A 17,554-nucleotide genomic window follows, 5' to 3' on the forward strand; every position below is an offset into this window, starting at 1 on the left:
CACACGGGGTAACAAAATTGTGATACTTCAAGCAAAAAAATTATATGTGTGTGTTGGCATGCTGTTGGGTGTCTGGGATGACATGTGTGTTTTCCTGGTGGCCGATATCAGTAATTGCTGTGGCTCCTTGTGGGGGTTGTGGTGGTGGTTGGTGTTGGTGTGTTGTGTGAGAACTGTATAGTGGACGCGAGCATTTTTATCTTTATTCTTAATTTTTTTTGATGACAGATGTTCACACACTCTCTTTTTTGTGTGTGGTGTTTGTTTGTCTTAGTGTTTTTTGTCATTTTGGTGTGTTGTTTGAGTAAGAGCACACGGTGGATGCCTTGGCATGCTAAGCCGATGAAGGACGTGTAAGGCTGCGTTAAGCCTCGGGGAGTTGCCAATAGAGCGTTGATCCGAGGGTGTCCGAATGGGGAAACCTGGCTGCAGTTATGTGTAGTTACCCACTAGTGAATTCATAGCTGGTGTGGGGGTTTACGCGGGGAAGTGAAACATCTCAGTACCCGCAGGAGAAGAAAACAATTGTGATTCCGCTAGTAGTGGCGAGCGAACGTGGATGAGGCTAAACCGTATGCGTGTGATACCTGGCAGGGGTTGCGTGTGCGGGGTCGTGGGGTTTGACTTTCTAGGTGCTGTCACACCTGGGCATAATTTATGATGTGTTAGCGGAAGTGGTGTGGAATCGCCCACTGTAGAAGGTGAGAGTCCTGTACGTGAAAGCATGTTGTGTTGTGTTGTTGGATACCCGAGTAGCAGCGGGCTCGTGGAATCTGCTGTGAATTTGCCGGGACCACCCGGTAAGCCTAAATACTTAGTGTGACCGATAGCGGATCAAGTACCGTGAGGGAATGGTGAAAAGTACCCCGGGAGGGGAGTGAAATAGTACCTGAAACCGTGTGCTTACAATCCGTCAGAGCCTGATTTGTTTGGGTGATGGCGTGCCTTTTGAAGAATGAGCCTGCGAGTCAGCGGCATGTCGCGAGGTTAACCAGTGTTGGGTAGCCGTAGCGAAAGCGAATCCTAATGAGGGTGAGTTAGTGGCATGTCCTGGACCCGAAGCGGGGTGATCTACCCATGGCCAGTGTGAAGCAGCAGTAAGATGCTGTGGAGGCGCGAACCCACTTAGGTTGAAAACTGAGGGGATGAGCTGTGGGTAGGGGTGAAAGGCCAATCAAACTCCGTGATAGCTGGTTCTCCCCGAAATGCATTTAGGTGCAGCGTCGTGTGTTTCTTCCTGGAGGTAGAGCTACTGGTTGGTTGAGCGGGACCACAATCTTAGCAATGTCAGCCAAACTCCGAATGCCGGTGAAGTTAGAGCACGGCAGTGAGACTGCGGGGGATAAGCTCCGTTGGTCGAGAGGGAAACAGCCCAGATCGCCGGTTAAGGCCCCTAAGAGTGTACTAAGTGGGAAAGGATGTGGGATCGCGAAGACAGCCAGGAGGTTGGCTTAGAAGCAGCCATCCTTGAAAGAGTGCGTAATAGCTCACTGGTCGAGTGGTTCTGCGCCGACAATGTAGCGGGGCTCAAGTACACCGCCGAAGCCGCGGCAATCAACTCCTTTTGGGGTTGGTTGGGTAGGGGAGCGTCGTGCACGTGTTGAAGCACCCGGGTAACCGCTGGTGTGGAATGTGTGCGAGTGAGAATGCAGGCATGAGTAACGAATGACATGTGAGAAACATGTCCGCCGGATGACTAAGGGTTCCTGGGTCAAGCTAATCTTCCCAGGGTGAGTCGGGACCTAAGGCGAGGCCGACAGGCGTAGTCGATGGACAACCAGTTGATATTCTGGTACCCGTATATGCGCGCCCAATGATGAATCCATGATACTAACCACCCACAAACACACTGATTACTACTTGTAGTGTTGGTGTGCGCGTGCGTGGGATCTGAGTGGGTAGTAGTCAAGTGATGGGGTGACGCAGGAAGGTAGCCAAGCCACTTAGTGGATTGTGGTGTAAGCGTGTGGCCCGCAGAATAGGCAAATCCGTTCTGCATAGAAGGGTGAGGCGTGATGCGTACCCACATGTGTGTGGGGATGTTGGTGATCCTATGCTGCCGAGAAAAGCCTCTAGCGAGTGCATATATGGCCCGTACCCATAACCGACACAGGTGGTCAGGTAGAGAATACTAAGGCGTTCGGGTGAACTGTGGTTAAGGAACTCGGCAAAATGCCCCCGTAACTTCGGGAGAAGGGGGACCACTGCTGGTGACAAACTGGTTGAGCTGGTGGTGGTCGCAGAGAATAGAGGGAAGCGACTGTTTATTAAAAACACAGGTCCGTGCGAAAACGTGGAAGTTGATGTATACGGACTGACGCCTGCCCGGTGCTGGAAGGTTAAGAGGACCTGTTAGCAACACTTGTGTTGCGAAGCGGAGAATTTAAGCCCCAGTAAACGGCGGTGGTAACTATAACCATCCTAAGGTAGCGAAATTCCTTGTCGGGTAAGTTCCGACCTGCACGAATGGCGTAACGACTTCCCTGCTGTCTCAACCACAGGCCCGGTGAAATTGCACTACGAGTAAAGATGCTCGTTACGCGCGGCAGGACGAAAAGACCCCGGGACCTTCACTATAGCTTGGTATTGGTGTTTGGTTCGGTTTGTGTAGGATAGGTGGGAGACTAGGAAACCGCATCGCTAGGTGTGGTGGAGTCGTTGTTGAAATACCACTCTGATCGGATTGAGCACCTTAACCTTGGCCCATGATCTGGGTTGGGGACAGTGCCTGGTGGGTAGTTTAACTGGGGCGGTTGCCTCCTAAAAAGTAACGGAGGCGCCCAAAGGTTCCCTCAGCCTGGTTGGCAATCAGGTGTTGAGTGTAAGTGCACAAGGGAGCTTGACTGTGAGAGTGACAACTCAAGCAGGTACGAAAGTAGGGACTAGTGATCCGGCACCTACGAGTGGAAGTGGTGTCGCTCAACGGATAAAAGGTACCCCGGGGATAACAGGCTGATCTTCCCCAAGAGTCCATATCGACGGGATGGTTTGGCACCTCGATGTCGGCTCGTCGCATCCTGGGGCTGGAGTAGGTCCCAAGGGTTGGGCTGTTCGCCCATTAAAGCGGCACGCGAGCTGGGTTTAGAACGTCGTGAGACAGTTCGGTCTCTATCCGCCGCGCGCGTTGAAACTTGAAGAAAGCTGTCCCTAGTACGAGAGGACCGGGACGGACGTACCTCTAGTGTGCCAGTTGTCACGCCAGTGGCATAGCTGGTTAGCTACGTACGGAAGGGATAACCGCTGAAAGCATCTAAGCGGGAAGCCTGTTCTAAGATGAGGTTTCACTTGAGGTGCCCGGAAGACTACCGGGTTGATAGGCCAGAGTTGCAAACACAGCAATGTGAGAAGACGACTGGTACTAATACACCAACAAACAACCCCAAAACAAAACACAAAACACAACAAACAAAACACAACACCGCGTCCACTACACAGTCACTGACACAACACAAACACCCACAACACACACAACCCAAAAAAATGTGTCGGTGGTCATAGCGTCGGGGACACGCCCGGTCCCATTCCGAACCCGGAAGCTAAGCCCGACAGCGCTGATGGTACTGCAAACGGGAGTTTGTGGGAGAGTAAGACACCGCCGACCAAAAACTTCACAACAAAAGCCCACCCCCACCAAAGGGTGGGCTTTTGTGCGTCCCCAGACCTTTATTCAGGCCTGTGTCACATGACACACATAATTACCCCCTTTACCTTAATGCTGAGAATTTTCAACTCGAACTGAACTGGGATTGTTAAAAAAGTATTATAAGAAAATTATTTTGTTGGGGGTATTATTTTTCGTTTCCCTTGCTGGTCGGCTGTAGCTGTGCGAATATTTTTTCAGAGCCTTGTGCAGGGATCATACGGTTTCTTGCACTAGGTTTGTCCTTGCAAACGGTAGTTTCTAGCGTTTGTAAGTGTTGTCCACTGTCTCCATTTGCGCTTGTCATACTTAAGCGCTCTCACCTGAAAGGGCTTTGTGCCATGGCTCTTCTTTCCAGTATCGCCTCCTTCGTAGTGTTCTGGGCAATTGTTGGCGTTATTTACAATTCTGCAGTCCACCGCGGCTACCTTCGCCTTCCCCCCATCCCTAACTACCCAGCACTCTAAATTAGGCTGATTGTCCAGTCACTCCGGCTACCCCGTGCTTTGATCTCCTGCTCGGGCTGGCCGGATTATTCATGTGTATACATAACGAAGGTATTTAATGTGCTACCCCCGTGTGTTGGTGGTTTTCTTGAACTCTTGTCGGAACGGTAGATTGAAAAATACATGCTCATAGCCGTGGTTTGTTCATGGTGGGGGAGTGTCACTTCAGTGAGAGGCGGGGGTGTTGAAAAGTATTTTTAGCAAATTCCCAGCTGACTCATGGTAGTTTCCTAGCAAGTGCATCAGATGTGCTTTTCTTAAACAGTTTGCTACCCCTGTAGTAGTTGGGAGACTAAATGAAGAAGTTTGTTCGTAATACTTTCGCAGCTGTGTCGACCACCGCTGTCGTGTCCATTCTCACCGCAGCCCCAGCATCTGCGCAGGGCGCTGACGGTTTGTCGGCGGTTGGAATCATTCCGATCCTTCTTAATATTGCTTCTTCCATTGGATCATCGGTTGCTATGACCTTGACAGTTATTCAGGCACTGATCAGCCGTGGTTTGCTCGTAGGCCACGCTATCCCTGGCATCCCAGTGTTCTAATAAAGCGCAAGAAAAAACTCCTCCTGGCCGCATTTCACCGGGGTCAGGAGGAGTTTTTTGATGTTTTTACAATGGAAGAAGGTTGAAGCGGGTTGCTTTAACCTGATCGAGTTTTGACACATTCTTTTCCAGAAGATTCCACTGTTCGAAAGGAATCGTCTTTGTCGCTTCTTTAATCACAGTCGCATCAGTTGTTCCCCACGCAATGGGCATCGGGGAAATTTCATCCCAGACCTCTTGGCTTTTTACACTGCGACGCCCCGTTACTGCCACGGAAGGCACGCGCTCACCCTTCTTGCGATTGTGCCCTTCAAGGCGGGTAATCGTGCGCGTTGCAAGACCCCATCGAGGTTCACCTTCACGGTTTGCGTTTATATTGACAAGCGCAAGTAACACCATGTCGCGCGGGTTCACTTCAGCGATCACCGCAGGGCACAACTCATAGGTGGCATAGAGCTTATCGGCGGTGCCTACCTGTCGAGGGATGACGAAGATGAGTGCAAAGCTGACCACTGCCATCACTGCAAAGGTGCCGATGATAATCGTGCCTAAAGTGCCAGGGTAAACATGGCTTAGTCCGTAGCCCACACCGAGCAGAATGAAACCGAACAAGGCTGCTGATATTTGCAGGCGTTTGGTGTCTTTGAGCAGCTCATTATTTTTCTTAGCGTGCTCATTATCGACGCTAAAATTAAAATTTTTCATGGCCTTGCTCCTTCATTGTTGTAAGTAATACGGGTAAATCCGCGTGGTCGAGGATGCGGTAAGCGTAGCCTTGCTCAGCGAGAAAGCGTTGCCTGTGCGCAGCATAGTCCGTGTCGATGGTATCGCGGCTGACAACAGAGTAGAAAAAAGCTTCACCGCCGTCTTTCTTCGGGCGCAGAAGTCGGCCTAAGCGTTGGGCTTCTTCTTGGCGGGAACCAAAGGTGCCGGACACTTGGATCGCCACAGTTGCTTCGGGCAAATCGATAGAGAAGTTCGCGACCTTACTCACGACCAAGGTGGTAATTTCGTTGTCACGGAACTGCTGGAATAGCTGCTCGCGCTTTTTCGTGCTGGTCTTACCATCAATCACAGGCAGGTTGAAGGTGGCACCGATGTGTTCCAGTTGGTCCACGTATGCGCCGATAATCAGGGTTTGGTCGCCGCTGTGGTGTTCAAGCAGCTGCCTGATGGTGTGCATTTTTGTGTGTGCACAGGCAGCGAAGCGGTACCGTTCGTGGCTTTCCGCAAGCGCATATTCCATGCGCTCTGCTTCGGTGAGGGTCGTGCGTACCTCGATGCATTCGGCGGTTGCGATGAAACCCTGCATTTCGAGGTCTTTCCAAGGGGCGTCGTAACGCTTCGGCCCGATGAGGGAAAACACATCACCTTCGCGTCCGTCTTCGCGCACAAGGGTCGCAGTGAGCCCTAATCGACGCCGTGACTGCAAATCCGAGGTCATGCGAAACACCGGTGCGGGCAAAAGATGCACTTCATCGTAAATAATCAAACCCCAGTCGCGGGAATCAAACAGCTCAAGCGCACGGTATTCCCCCTTCGTTTTTCGGGTCACAACCTGATAGGTAGCAATGGTGATAGGGCGAATCTCTTTCTTCTCACCGGAATATTCACCGATTTCCTCAGGGCTCAATGAGGTGCGGCGCAGCAGCTCATCGCGCCACTGACGCCCCGCAACAGTGTTGGTCACCAAGATGAGGGTGGTGCACTGTGCCCGCGCCATCGCTGCCGCACCCACCATAGTTTTGCCCGCGCCACAGGGCAGCACGACAACGCCAGAGCCACCCTCCCAGAAAGAATCAGCGGCATTCTTTTGGTAGTCGCGCAATTCCCATTGTTCTTTTTCACAACTCAACTCAATGGGGTGCGCTTCGCCATCAACATAGCCCGCGAGATCTTCAGCAGGCCAGCCGACTTTCAGCAACTCTTGCTTTAAACGCCCCCGCTCAGAGGGGTGCACCACAATATTTTCCGCATCAATCTGCGCACCCAACATCGGCTGGATCTTCTTATGGCGCGAAATCTCCGCTAAAATCGCGGGTTCAGCAGATTCCAAAACCAAACCGTGCGCCGGGTGCTTGTGCAAACGAACCCTGCCATAACGGGACATCAACTCAACGACGTCGATAAGCAATGCTTGGGGGACAGGGAAGCGCGAATGCGTCTCCAACATATCCACAACCTGCTCCGCATCATGGCCGGCCGCACGCGCATTCCACAACGCAAGCGGAGTGATGCGATACGTATGCACATGCTCGGGTGCGCGCTCAAGCTCCGCGAAAGGCGCAAGAGCTGCCCTCGCCTGCGCCGCGTGCGGATGATCAACTTCCAGCAACACAGTCTTATCTGATTGCACAATCAGCGCGCCAAAAGTATTCATCACCACTAAACCACTCCACCTTTCAGCCGCGCATCCGAATCTGCGCAGCAAACACCTTATTCTACCCCCGCCTCAACAACGACCTGTGTGACCCGATGCAACGGAAACTGATGCAGCTGCCCCGTCGTCTCATCCACCGCCGACACCACGCCCGCCGCCACCGTAATCGGAGTCACCACAATCTGCGTTGCAGCACCCTGGCGATCCACAAACCCAATCGTGATCTTGCGACGCGCCCGAATCGCAGCATTAATCACGCTTATCGACGCCCCCGCCTGCACCTGCGCTTTCACACCAGTCTTCGCAACCAAAGCTGCCGCATCCGCACCCCGGATAGCACTCATCGCACGCACCAGTGCCTCATCATCACACACCCGCGGTGCAGGAGACTTCACCACCGGAACTGCCACACGGATTGGCTTCGGGTGGACATCAACGCGCACCCCCGCATCATTCTCAGCAACCACATGAATACCCGCATCCCGCAACACTTCGCACGCCCTACCCAAAGGAACCTGACACACAGCCACAGTCGGCGCAATCACCCGCAACCCAATCTCTGCAGCTGCAGCACAGCGCGACGCCTCCAACAGCAACGCGGGATCCTCACTACGGACATAACACAGCGCAATACCGCCCCGAACCTGACCATGCTGCCTAGCAACATCATCAACCAAAAACTCCACAGTCTGCGGAATCTGCCCCACGCTATGGTTTGCGAAAAACGCAACAAAATCAGCCTTACTCCAGCCTGCATCAAACGCACGACGAATCGATGCCTCCGAAATACGGTACACACACGCCACACCTTGCGACTCAACATCGGCAATCACCCGCAGCTGCGAATGAACCTTCGGCGTCAACGGCCCAGGCGCCAACACAGTCATATCACCCTGCGGGATCACATACTCCACCTCATGAGGGGCTGCCGCAAGCGTGAACGGACGAATGTCATGCCCACACAACAGTTCAAGCAGAAGCTGAGTGGGCACAAAGAGTTCCCCGCGCTGAACAACCAGCCCTATAAACACAGCCTCCTGCACCAGCTGCGACACCAACGACGCCGACAACTGCACCATATGGAGTGGATAGCAATAGCCCAACACACTGCGCAACTGCTCAAAACTCAACGCACCATTTTCAAAACCTGAGAGCACCAAGGAACGCGTCTTCGGAAGTTTCTCCACCACGGTGGCAGCCGACAGCGCGCGCAGTGGTTTACCAGCCTCGTCTGTAGAACCGACCAGCCAAGGCGCGAACGTGCCATTATTCCACCACCGCTCCACCATAAACGCCCACTGCTCATGCACAGGGCTTCCCAAAAACTCTTCCGCCAACGTGGTGCTGGCAAGCACCTGATCTCCGAGACCCGTGTCATCATCAGGAACACCGCGAGCAACCACCCCCATTGCCATACCTAAACCCAGCACCCGCAGCGCAGTAAGCTCATCACAATCCAGCGCTTTCACCAGCGACTGCAGTGAACGCACACCAACAGTCGCCTCTTTCAGCAACAGCAGTGGCGATGATTCAACAAACTCCACCAAGCTTCGCACCAAACGCACAACTTCCAGCGCAGTACCAGCAGCACGTTGGGTTTCATTTTCTTCCACCAGTGCTTCCTTATTGCTCAAGGAATCCACAGGATTAGTCAAGGGAAGAACCGCAGCATGATCCCCAGTTAACGCCCTGCGGACTGCCATAGGAAGACGCACCGTGGTGGAATCCACCCGAAGAAGCAAAGATTGCGCAATCAATTGCGGAATCGGGCGCGTAGGATCTGCATCGATCGCCGCATCCCGCGTGGTACCCACACCTCCTGAATGCTGCAAGGTGAGAAGAATCTTGCGATGCTTATCCTCCAGTCCCGCAATCAACGCCTCGAGAGCCGCACCAGTAGGCACCTCTGGATCTGGAAGTAATTGGAAACTCGGTGGAAACGCCTGCATTACCTCAGGTGCGATCTGCCAACCTGCAGCCGAAGGGAATACGAGAGCGTTTTGGCTTAAGTCTTCTAAAGCATCTTCCACGGTGCGCGCAATGTCTTTGGGGTCGCTGTTGTCCATGAATTCGCCGAGTAAAGCGCACACGTCGGGGTTAGCCACAGGTTCTATCTCACCCCCGAGGCGTGCGAGCACTTCCACAACCGCAATATGGCGGGCACTGAGCTTCACTACGGCCCGCCCCAGCGACGCGCGAAGCTGCAAACGCGCAGCTAGTGAAGAAATCCCCGGGGGTGCAGGGTGACATACATCCATGCGATTACTCAGGATTGTGTGAAGCTGCGAGTCACTCAGGGAGGACAACCACGTGGCAAAATCTAGGGGCTTTGGGGCAGATTGGGTTCGTGTAGTCATGGTTTGGATAAGTTTAGTCGGTGTTCTAGGTGCTTTTGCGTGCAGTTTTTGGAAGAATAGAGGGCATGGCAAATATGGAGAAAAAAGGTTATGTCGATCCGGGCTGGCCAGCCGAGGTTCCTGGCGGTGGCCACTACGTTACTGAATTCACTGCAAAGTTCGTAGGTGCTAACAGCCCTTACGGTGACATTGAATTCCCAGTCCCAGTTGAGGAACTCGGTTACGTTCACCCATATACTCGGATCAACAAGTAGCTGATTCGGTTATCCCCTGAAACGAGGGGGCGGTTTCGTCCACACCATTGAATAGTGGTTAAGGGCAAGAGACTTCCCTCTCGTTTTACTATGCCGTGATTGGGTGTGGCATAGAGATAGAAGCATAAAGCTCCCCCGCAGTACTACTGCGGGGGAGCTTTATGCAAATATATGGAACGTCAAAGCTTAGTGCTGAACTGCCTTCTCCACACCGACGCCGGTGAGGGAACGAACTTCCATCTCGGCAGTCTTTGCCTTGAATTCATCTGCAGGACCAATCAGGCTACCGATGATGCCAAGCAGGAAGCCTGCTGGGATCGAGATAATCGATGGGTTGGTCAGCGGGAACCAGGCAAAGTTGATATCTGCACCCAGCATGGAGGTTTCAGCGCCAGAAACTGCAGGGGAGAAGACGATTAACACGATGGAGGTGATCAAACCACCATAGATGGAGAACAACGCACCGGTGGTGTTGAACCTCTTCCAATACAGCGAGTAAATGATGGTGGGCAGGTTAGCGGATGCGGCAATACCGAAGGCAAGCGCCACAAGGAAGGCAATGTTCTGGCCCATGGCGCCAATTCCCAGCACGATAGCGAGCACACCGATCACAACAACGGTGATACGGGAGACACGAACCTGCTCCTCCTCAGTAGCTTGGCCGTTGCGGAACACCGAATTGTATAGGTCGTGTGCAACGGAAGCCGAAGCGGTAATAGCAAGCCCGGCTACAACTGCCAAGATGGTTGCGAAAGCAATGGCGGAAATCACAGCCATGAAGATAGGCCCACCGACCTCAGCAGACAGCAAAAGTACTGCAGAGTTCACGCCACCTGGGGCTGCCTTGATAGTTTCTGGGCCGACTAGCGCTGCGGCACCGTAACCCATGACCACGGTCAAAAGGAAGAACAAGGCCACGATGCCAATGGTCCACGTGACGGAACGACGTGCCTCACGAGCCGTGGGAACGGTGTAGAAACGCATCAGAACGTGTGGCAAGCCGGCAGTACCGAAGACCAGTGCCAAACCGAGGGATACAAAGTCCATCTTGGTGAGGTTCGAGGCACCATACTTCAAACCAGGCCCGAGCACAGACTCACCCTTAGGGTGGTTCGCCACTGCAGCTTCCAACGTGGCGTTGAAGCCACCACCAACGTAGTAGAAGGTTAAGCCAGCGATGACCAAGGAACCAGACACCAACAGAACTGCCTTAATCATCTGCACATAGGTGGTGCCCTTCATGCCACCCAAAAGAACGTAGACAATCATCAAGATACCCACAACAGCAACCACAGCAGCCTGAGCAGTCTTACCAGAAATGCCCAGAAGCAGCGCCACCAAACCACCAGCGCCGGCCATCTGCGCAATCAAGTAGAACAAGGAAATAGACAAGGTGGAGATAGCAGCGGCGGTACGCACGGGCTTTTGCTTCAAACGGAAGGACAACACATCAGCCATGGTGAAGCGGCCTGTGTTACGTAAAGGCTCAGCAACCAGAACTAGAGCCACCAGCAACGCGATCAAAAAGCCCACCGAGTACAGGAAGCCGTCGTAGCCATACAGGGCGATAGCGCCTGTCACACCGAGGAATGCCGCAGCAGAAAGGTAGTCGCCAGCAATAGCCAGGCCGTTTTGCCAACCGGAGAAAGAAGCACCACCGGTGTAGAAGTCGGAGCCTTTTTGGGAGGTCTTGCGCGTTGCACGAATCACCACGGTCAATGTACCGATGATGAACAAAACGAAAACGCCGATATTGAGAAGTGGATTACCGGTATCGATCGTGTCTTGGGCGAAAGTCAGAGTCGACATAGTGTTTAAGCCTCCTGGTTACGCTGAGGGTTTTCCATCGTGGCACGAATGGCCTCGGTGGCGGGGTCAATCTTGTTATCGGCGAAGCGAACATACACCCACGTGATCACACCAGCGGTGAAGAACTGAGCCAAACCCAAAACCATGCCGATGTTGATCGCGCCGTAGATCTTGGTCTGCACAAAATCGGTGGCGAAAGTCGCGGTGACAATGTAGAAGATGTACCACGCCAAGAATGCAATGGTGCAGGGGAAAGCGAAACCACGGAAGGTTTTACGCAAGCGCGTAAATTCCGCGGACTCACTCATCGCGATGAATTCCTCCGGTGTCGGAACATGTTTCGCTTGATTAGGTGTTGACATATGCAAACACGCCTTTCTTCAAGGTCGTTGTGTGCGTGTCACTGCCCACATCCCCTATGCGTGCCGTGGAGAAAAAGCTGTAGCTTAGCTACCTATGCGCGGATTGATCATCACAGGCTCCAACCTTGTGAAGGGTCAAAGTGGTGCCACCAGGTCTGGCACCTCCACGAGGCGGTGTCGTGTAATGCTCAAAGGCTGAATAGGTACTTCTATCCACGGCGCTAACACAGAGACGGGGAGTTCCACATCACTCTCTTTTAACGATGTGGGTTATTACACACTAAATCTTGCGCCACGTCAGCTGTTTGCAGCTTAAAGTGATAAAATTATTAGCAAACAGCCATTAACAAAGTTGTGAAGATTTGTCTGATCTCTTAGTATGTGACACTTCACGCACAAGACACATAGGGCATTGATAATGCAGGTAGTGGCTAGGAAAGCGCCCAAGCCCCCTTGACGCTTTTCTGTAGCCCCAGGGGTGATTGAGGGGCGAAAGGTCACATAATCCATCCCACCCCAATATGGGGGTGGTAAATGCACAACGCGCCCTTCCCAGATCCCCAGCATTGTGGGGGGGGGAGGGCGCGAGTGAATTTTTCGCCGCAGATTTTAAGCGCGGAACAGTGAATCAATCATGTCGCGGTTAGCGGTGTAGAACGCGTTGAAGTTCTCACGGTGAGCGTGGTAGTACGCTTCAACCTCGGAAGGAACCTTCAGACCGTAAGCGCCCAAGCGCTCAACAATCAGGGAATACACGGCATCGGAGGCCAGTGCGGAAGAAGAACCGGAGGAATCGTTAGCAGACAGTGCTACTGCAGCCTCAACGGCTTGCTGAACAGGTGCAGGGGCGCCAGCCACAACGTTGCGTGGGGTTGGTGCGGAGTTCAGACCCAGCTTGCGGGAGCATGCAGGCCATGCATTCCATCCCTGGCGAGCCAGAACACGCTCGGCAACAGCGATCTGCTGCTCACGGCTTGCCTGGTAGGCGTAAGGGGCGAACTCGCCGCCGCCGAAGCCACGCCAAGTAGAAGGAGCGAACTGGAGGCCACCGTGGTAGCCGTTGCCAGTGTTGATTGCCCAGTTGCCACCGGACTCGCACTGCGCCAAACGATCCCAGTCGGAATCAGGGGCAGCGGAAGCAGTAGGTGCAAACAGAGCGGAGGCGGTTCCGACTGCGACCGTGGTTGCTGCAAACTTGGTAAAGGTAGATGCAGTCTTACGTGCGTGTCGTGCCATAGTGTAGAAAAATCCTCTCGTTGGCCACCTTTTTAGAAGAAACGACCATGGGCGTCGAATCTTCGGCAACGATCCTTGCAGACTCAGTACTACAAGTGTGCGGTGATGGACTGAAAAATCCTTTTCCCATTGCTGTGAAAAACAACGACGTTGCTTTTCGTAGCGCGGGAGCGTGGAAGTTCCCTGTTCACGACCGCTGCCTGCACAATTTTTGCTCATAGTCGCGATGTGCGGCTATGGCAATGTGCTTGTGGCATCGTGCCTAGCCCCTTGGAACGCTTGCTGGCGATATATGTAACGAGTGTGTGTAGAAGTTCCACGCACACTCAATGGACGTATTTTTTAAAGCACCACCCATCATGATCATGATGGGATACTTGATAAACACCATGAAGCAAGGAAAGCGGGTTGAGGGCCCAAGCTAAAAGATTCCAAGGGGCATGAAGGTGGAAGCGCCTCATACAATCCTTGCCCGCACATCGTGAGTGCATGACCACCAAAATTGTGGCAATGAACCAGGACGCTGCGCGGTGGAGTTTTCACTGGAGTTTCACTGTGAACTTGTCGATTGTGTAAAACCAGCGTGTACCGCTGTAGTGCTTACGATTTGATACCCTAGCCGATTGGTAACGAAATTGTCACGTTTTTCGCCGTCGAAAGCGTGCTTATTTTCTAAAAATAGCGCCGTTTATGCAGATAGGAGAACCATATAACGGTTTCCTGTGAGTTTGCCGTCAGTGGGGCAAAGATGTTGTTAAATCGTTATAAAACCCCCCGTTTTGCCCCCGTCTGCATGAGGGGTATCGGCAGTAGTTATAATCACTTTTTCAACGCTGACCTCCAGCATGAACAACCCTTTGCGCCTAGGGCGATGGTAAGAACTAGTGACACTGGCGGTGATCGCCTCATGGTGTGGGAGCGGTTATTCATCATTGATGCTGTACTCGTAGCTTCCTTGTCCTTATTCTCCATACTTGGGCGGAGCATAGTAGTTCTTTGTGTGGAGTGGGGTATTGAGGGTGTAGAACCAGTTTTAAATGAGGGTATTCTTATTAATTCACAGTCTGTGAAGTCTGTTCCTGTCAATGATTGTTTGCGGAAAGGAAGGATAGGGCAATGCCTATCGGCAAGGTGAAGTGGTACAACTCCGAGCGTGGTTTCGGTTTCGTATCCAACCCGGATGGCGAGGACGTGTTCGTTGGTAATGCTGTATTGCCTAAGGGCGTAACTGAGCTCCACCGCGGCCAGCGCATTGAGTTCGATTACGGCGCAGGAGTGAAGGGCCCTCAGGCTTTGCGTGTCGTTTTGGTGGATCCACCAAAGGTGGCAGGTCTAAAGCCTGCAAAGGCTGAGCGTAAGCATTCCCCTGAGGAGCTGGGTTCGATGATCGGCGACCTGATGTATTTGCTGGAAAATCAGGTCCAGCCGAAGTTGACCAATGGGCACTATCCGGACCATAAAGAAGCGAAGAAGATTGCTGAGATCTTGCGTGCTGTGGCCGCTGAACTCGACGTCTAGTGCACTTTAAAAAGTAAACTGCTTGCAGCATAATACCTTCGGCCCCTTTCTTCTGATGATCGTGAATCAGAAGGAAGGGGCCGATTGTGCTTCAAGTCTCGTTCTTCTCTAACACCATTCGCTGTTTTTCTCCCACCGCATTCCCCTGTGTGAACAATCGTTGATCACACAGGGGGTGCACTGAATACACGATGAAACGTGAGTGATGTGATTGCGAGACTTGTTAAGGGTTCGTGGCTGGCGAATCAAAGCCAATAGACCACGTGGTGGTGTAGGGGGTTTCCACACCGTTAGCGTCGTGGCCAATCATGACAGCTTTGACCTCCACCACAACGAGTTGGGGTCGGGTGGTGGAGTTTTTCTCTACCGGTTCGGCGCTGCCTTTGATGTCAACGGTTTGTTGCTCGTATGCCCCGAAGTAGTGTTCATCGTTGGCTGCTGGGTCATCATAGATTTTCAGCAGTGACCAATCATGATCGTAGACGTGCTTGGGCAGAACAAGCTTCATGGTTTCGTCGGCGCCGAGTTTGAGAATGGTGGGGGCGGCTTCTTCGCATTCCACTCCGGGTTCACAGATGCTAAAGGGGAAAACGTCGGTTGTGTCATCCTGAATGGTTGCCTGGATGGCTACGTCGCGGGGTTCTGGTCCAGGCCGGTTGTTCCACCAGTTTTGGAAGAGTACAGATGCAACAACGACGACTGCTACTGCTGCTACTAAACCTGAAATCTGGATGATAGTTTTGCGTGTTTTCGCCTTCATGGATCCTAATCCTAGCCTTCAGTTTCTTTTTCGTGGTGGCAGTGGGGGAAGAATGGGGACGATTGGGGAAGAATGCTGAGTAAAGCCGGTATACCATCCCCCTTGATTACTAAGGTGTGTTTTTTAAGGTTGTGCGTTCACGAATCGGACTTCGTAGAGGTCTGGCCAGCGTTTGCCGGTGATGTAGAACTTGTCGGTGCCAGGAATTGCGGCAATTCCGTTGAGAACATGGTTGGGGTCATCGGTGGCGTTGTTGGGTACGTCGGAGGCATCGACAATGGCTTCAACTACGCCTGTGGTGGCATTGATTTTGTAGATGTCGGTGCTTAAGAAGACATTTGCCCACACATAGTTCACACCATTGTCGGTGGTACAGGCGAGTTCGTTGAGGCTGGTGGCGGGTAGTCCGGCGCGGGTGACTGCGATGCGACTGGTTTCTTCAAAGGTGTCGCCGTTGAGGAAGCGAAGTTCGTTGGTGCCGTCACTCATGACGAGGGTGTCGTTGAAGGAACATAAGCCCCATCCTTCGCCGGGGTAGGTGACTCGCTGAAGTTCAACGAGTGTTTCGGCGTCACGTTTGAATGCAACACCGGATTGCCACGTCAGCTGCCAAACGACGTCGTTAAAGCGTGTGGAGCCTTCGCCGAAAAACTCGGGATCGAGGTTGTGCTCATCTGTGTTAACACCGTCGAGACTACGGTGGAAGATTCGGGATTCCCCTTTCCAACCAGTGCTGACTAGGAGTCGATCACCATCAACCTCAAGCCCCTGGGTAAAAGCGGTGGCGTCGAAGGGAAGGGTGTTTTCGATATGAACCTTCAGCCGCGGAATAGCACTGTCGGCTGCACTGGATACCTCGTGTGTGCTAGACGGTACCTGTGTGCTGTGTGTAGTGTTCGTCGGGCTGGAGCAGGCGCTGATGCCAAGCCCAGTTGCGGCACAAAGAAGTGCGGGGAAAATTTTGCTGCCAAGAAAGGTACGTGGGGCTGGGAGTTTTGTGCTGTTCATATCCACTATCATGCCTGAATAACTATTCCTGATGCAGAGTCGGGAAGAAAGATAAGGAATAATGGTGGCGTGCCACGTAGAAGAACCCGAAACCGAAAAAGTACCTCGCCTTTGTTAAGCCCGCTCGCGAAAAACATTGCGAAGGCCGCGTTGGAGGATCTGAACGAAGGCGATGTGGGCCGTCACATCGGCGTGACTGCTATTGGGAAGAATGTTGCCACGCATCGTTTTGAGGCGGATGTTCCTGGCTACTCCGGCTGGGAGTGGAATGCCGTTGTCGCCTGCGCCTCAGGCAGTACATGGGTGACAGTATCAGAACTTGCGCTCGTTCCTGGTGGGAAAGCACTGCAAGCACCTGAGTGGGTGCCATATCACGAGCGGATTTTGCCAGGTGATTTGGGCCCCGGTGATGTGATGCCGCCGCGGCCAGGGGATGAGCGTTTGACCAGCAGCGCGTCGGAGTCCGCCGAGGTAGTCGAGCATATGCCCGACGTCGAAAAGCACAATGCCGAGCAGCCACTGATGCTGTCGAAGAAAGGCTTAGACCAAGCATTAGCGAGGTGGCAAAGCGGCGAGTTCGGTCCTGATTCTGAGTTTGCGCAAAAGTCCACCCTCAAGTGCTTAAGCTGCGCGTTTTATTTGCCGCTTGCACAGCCGGTGGGGCCAGCGTTTGGTGCTTGTGCGAATGAGTATTCAGCTGATGAGACGGTTGTTGCCCACGATTATGGCTGCGGTGCGCATTCCGCCACCCCGCCGACCACACCACTGGGTGTGACGCAGGCGCAACCCTATGATGATGAGTCGATCGTGGAAGTCGACATCGATCAGGTCTAACCCCCACCCCATTGGTATGAACCTCACATCACCGTGGGCTAAGCGCCACACAAGGGCCACAAAGGGGATGGGCCTGAGGTTCGCCACTGTGATGTCATGGATGGCATGCGGGGAGAACACGGGATAAAGAAACGGGATACAGAATGCGAAGATGCATCGCGGGGAGCGTAATTGAAAGGTGGCATCATCACGGCGTGATCGTACGTGAAGTAACTTGAAGCTCAGCCGTTTCGGGGGGGGAGCGGGGTTTTGAGAGGGGTTTCGAGTGAGGTTCTGAGCATGGAGGTTATACCAGCATTTGTGGCAAAAGGGGGCTATTCGTGTGGCAAATCAAATGTTAAATGTGCC

At 53.0% G+C, this 17,554-nt stretch carries 13 protein-coding genes and 2 rRNA genes; 7 read left to right on the top strand and 8 right to left on the bottom strand.

What is annotated here, in order from left to right:
* The first annotated feature begins 294 nt into the window (after positions 1-294).
* The 4 genes from CFELI_RS03370 (at position 295) to CFELI_RS03385 (ending at position 4,688) form a co-directional block, all read left to right on the top strand.
* A 23S ribosomal RNA gene (locus tag CFELI_RS03370) occupies positions 295-3,381 on the top strand.
* A gap of 103 nt (positions 3,382-3,484) precedes the next feature.
* Positions 3,485-3,601 (top strand): 5S ribosomal RNA (gene rrf / locus CFELI_RS03375).
* Positions 3,602-3,981: 380 nt separating this feature from the next.
* Complete coding sequence (locus CFELI_RS03380; protein WP_277103979.1) at positions 3,982-4,107, top strand: hypothetical protein; 126 nt, start codon at positions 3,982-3,984, stop codon at positions 4,105-4,107.
* 335 nt (positions 4,108-4,442) lie between these two features.
* Positions 4,443-4,688: a hypothetical protein gene (locus CFELI_RS03385; protein WP_277103978.1), complete on the top strand. Its 246-nt coding sequence runs from the start codon at positions 4,443-4,445 to the stop codon at positions 4,686-4,688.
* Positions 4,689-4,754: 66 nt separating this feature from the next.
* Here the strand turns inward: CFELI_RS03385 and CFELI_RS03390 are convergent, their stop codons facing one another.
* From CFELI_RS03390 to CFELI_RS03400, 3 genes are read right to left on the bottom strand one after another with little or no spacing between them, the layout of a single operon-like run.
* Entirely contained in the window at positions 4,755-5,393 is a 639-nt protein-coding gene (locus CFELI_RS03390) for a DUF3239 domain-containing protein (RefSeq protein WP_277103977.1), read from the bottom strand.
* Entirely contained in the window at positions 5,380-7,068 is a 1,689-nt protein-coding gene (locus CFELI_RS03395) for a DNA repair helicase XPB (RefSeq protein WP_277103976.1), read from the bottom strand. The genes CFELI_RS03390 and CFELI_RS03395 overlap by 14 nt, the downstream gene beginning before the upstream one ends.
* Positions 7,069-7,124: 56 nt before the next feature.
* A complete protein-coding gene (locus tag CFELI_RS03400; RefSeq protein WP_277103975.1) occupies positions 7,125-9,326 on the bottom strand; it encodes a helicase-associated domain-containing protein in 2,202 nt (733 codons plus the stop codon).
* A gap of 164 nt (positions 9,327-9,490) precedes the next feature.
* Between CFELI_RS03400 and CFELI_RS03405 the strand changes: the two genes are divergently transcribed.
* Positions 9,491-9,679, top strand: coding sequence for a hypothetical protein (locus tag CFELI_RS03405; RefSeq protein WP_277103974.1), 189 nt, complete (start codon positions 9,491-9,493; stop codon positions 9,677-9,679).
* A gap of 186 nt (positions 9,680-9,865) precedes the next feature.
* Here the strand turns inward: CFELI_RS03405 and CFELI_RS03410 are convergent, their stop codons facing one another.
* From CFELI_RS03410 to CFELI_RS03420, 3 genes are all read right to left on the bottom strand, one after another.
* On the bottom strand, positions 9,866-11,488 hold the full coding sequence (locus CFELI_RS03410) for a monocarboxylic acid transporter (protein ID WP_277103973.1): 1,623 nt from the start codon (positions 11,486-11,488) through the stop codon (positions 9,866-9,868).
* A gap of 5 nt (positions 11,489-11,493) precedes the next feature.
* Positions 11,494-11,796 carry a DUF485 domain-containing protein gene (locus CFELI_RS03415; protein WP_277103972.1) on the bottom strand — a complete coding sequence of 101 codons (303 nt, stop codon included), beginning with the start codon at positions 11,794-11,796 and terminating at the stop codon, positions 11,494-11,496.
* Between the two features lie 663 nt (positions 11,797-12,459).
* A complete protein-coding gene (locus tag CFELI_RS03420; RefSeq protein ID WP_277103971.1) occupies positions 12,460-13,086 on the bottom strand; it encodes a resuscitation-promoting factor Rpf1 domain-containing protein in 627 nt (208 codons plus the stop codon).
* Between the two features lie 1,116 nt (positions 13,087-14,202).
* On the opposite strand from CFELI_RS03420, the gene CFELI_RS03425 reads away from it, so the two are divergent.
* Positions 14,203-14,604: a cold-shock protein gene (locus tag CFELI_RS03425; protein WP_277103970.1), complete on the top strand. Its 402-nt coding sequence runs from the start codon at positions 14,203-14,205 to the stop codon at positions 14,602-14,604.
* A 223-nt stretch (positions 14,605-14,827) separates the two neighbouring features.
* Here the strand turns inward: CFELI_RS03425 and CFELI_RS03430 are convergent, their stop codons facing one another.
* Complete coding sequence (locus CFELI_RS03430; protein WP_277103969.1) at positions 14,828-15,364, bottom strand: DUF2771 domain-containing protein; 537 nt, start codon at positions 15,362-15,364, stop codon at positions 14,828-14,830.
* A 123-nt stretch (positions 15,365-15,487) separates the two neighbouring features.
* Positions 15,488-16,372 (bottom strand): glutaminyl-peptide cyclotransferase, encoded by an 885-nt coding sequence (locus tag CFELI_RS03435; RefSeq protein WP_277103968.1) that lies wholly within the window; start codon positions 16,370-16,372, stop codon positions 15,488-15,490.
* Between the two features lie 69 nt (positions 16,373-16,441).
* Here CFELI_RS03435 and CFELI_RS03440 point away from each other — a divergent pair, with 69 nt between their 5' ends.
* Positions 16,442-17,206 (top strand): DUF3027 domain-containing protein, encoded by a 765-nt coding sequence (locus tag CFELI_RS03440; RefSeq protein ID WP_374724718.1) that lies wholly within the window; start codon positions 16,442-16,444, stop codon positions 17,204-17,206.
* Positions 17,207-17,554: the final 348 nt, after the last annotated feature.

Origin of the sequence: Corynebacterium felinum (genome assembly GCF_030408755.1) — a bacterium.
Lineage (GTDB): Bacteria > Actinomycetota > Actinomycetes > Mycobacteriales > Mycobacteriaceae > Corynebacterium > Corynebacterium felinum.

Excerpts from the sequence above, each read along its gene's own strand:
- CFELI_RS03380 (WP_277103979.1), top strand. The coding sequence starts at position 3,982 with ATGGCTCTTCTTTCCAGTATCGCCTCCTTCGTAGTGTTCTGGGCAATT.
- CFELI_RS03385 (WP_277103978.1), top strand. The coding sequence starts at position 4,443 with ATGAAGAAGTTTGTTCGTAATACTTTCGCAGCTGTGTCGACCACCGCT.
- CFELI_RS03390 (WP_277103977.1), bottom strand. The coding sequence starts at position 5,393 with ATGAAAAATTTTAATTTTAGCGTCGATAATGAGCACGCTAAGAAAAAT.
- CFELI_RS03395 (WP_277103976.1), bottom strand. The coding sequence starts at position 7,068 with ATGAATACTTTTGGCGCGCTGATTGTGCAATCAGATAAGACTGTGTTG.
- CFELI_RS03400 (WP_277103975.1), bottom strand. The coding sequence starts at position 9,326 with ATGGATGTATGTCACCCTGCACCCCCGGGGATTTCTTCACTAGCTGCG.
- CFELI_RS03405 (WP_277103974.1), top strand. The coding sequence starts at position 9,491 with ATGGCAAATATGGAGAAAAAAGGTTATGTCGATCCGGGCTGGCCAGCC.
- CFELI_RS03410 (WP_277103973.1), bottom strand. The coding sequence starts at position 11,488 with ATGTCGACTCTGACTTTCGCCCAAGACACGATCGATACCGGTAATCCA.
- CFELI_RS03415 (WP_277103972.1), bottom strand. The coding sequence starts at position 11,796 with ATGAGTGAGTCCGCGGAATTTACGCGCTTGCGTAAAACCTTCCGTGGT.
- CFELI_RS03420 (WP_277103971.1), bottom strand. The coding sequence starts at position 13,086 with ATGGCACGACACGCACGTAAGACTGCATCTACCTTTACCAAGTTTGCA.
- CFELI_RS03425 (WP_277103970.1), top strand. The coding sequence starts at position 14,203 with ATGCCTATCGGCAAGGTGAAGTGGTACAACTCCGAGCGTGGTTTCGGT.
- CFELI_RS03430 (WP_277103969.1), bottom strand. The coding sequence starts at position 15,364 with ATGAAGGCGAAAACACGCAAAACTATCATCCAGATTTCAGGTTTAGTA.
- CFELI_RS03435 (WP_277103968.1), bottom strand. The coding sequence starts at position 16,372 with ATGAACAGCACAAAACTCCCAGCCCCACGTACCTTTCTTGGCAGCAAA.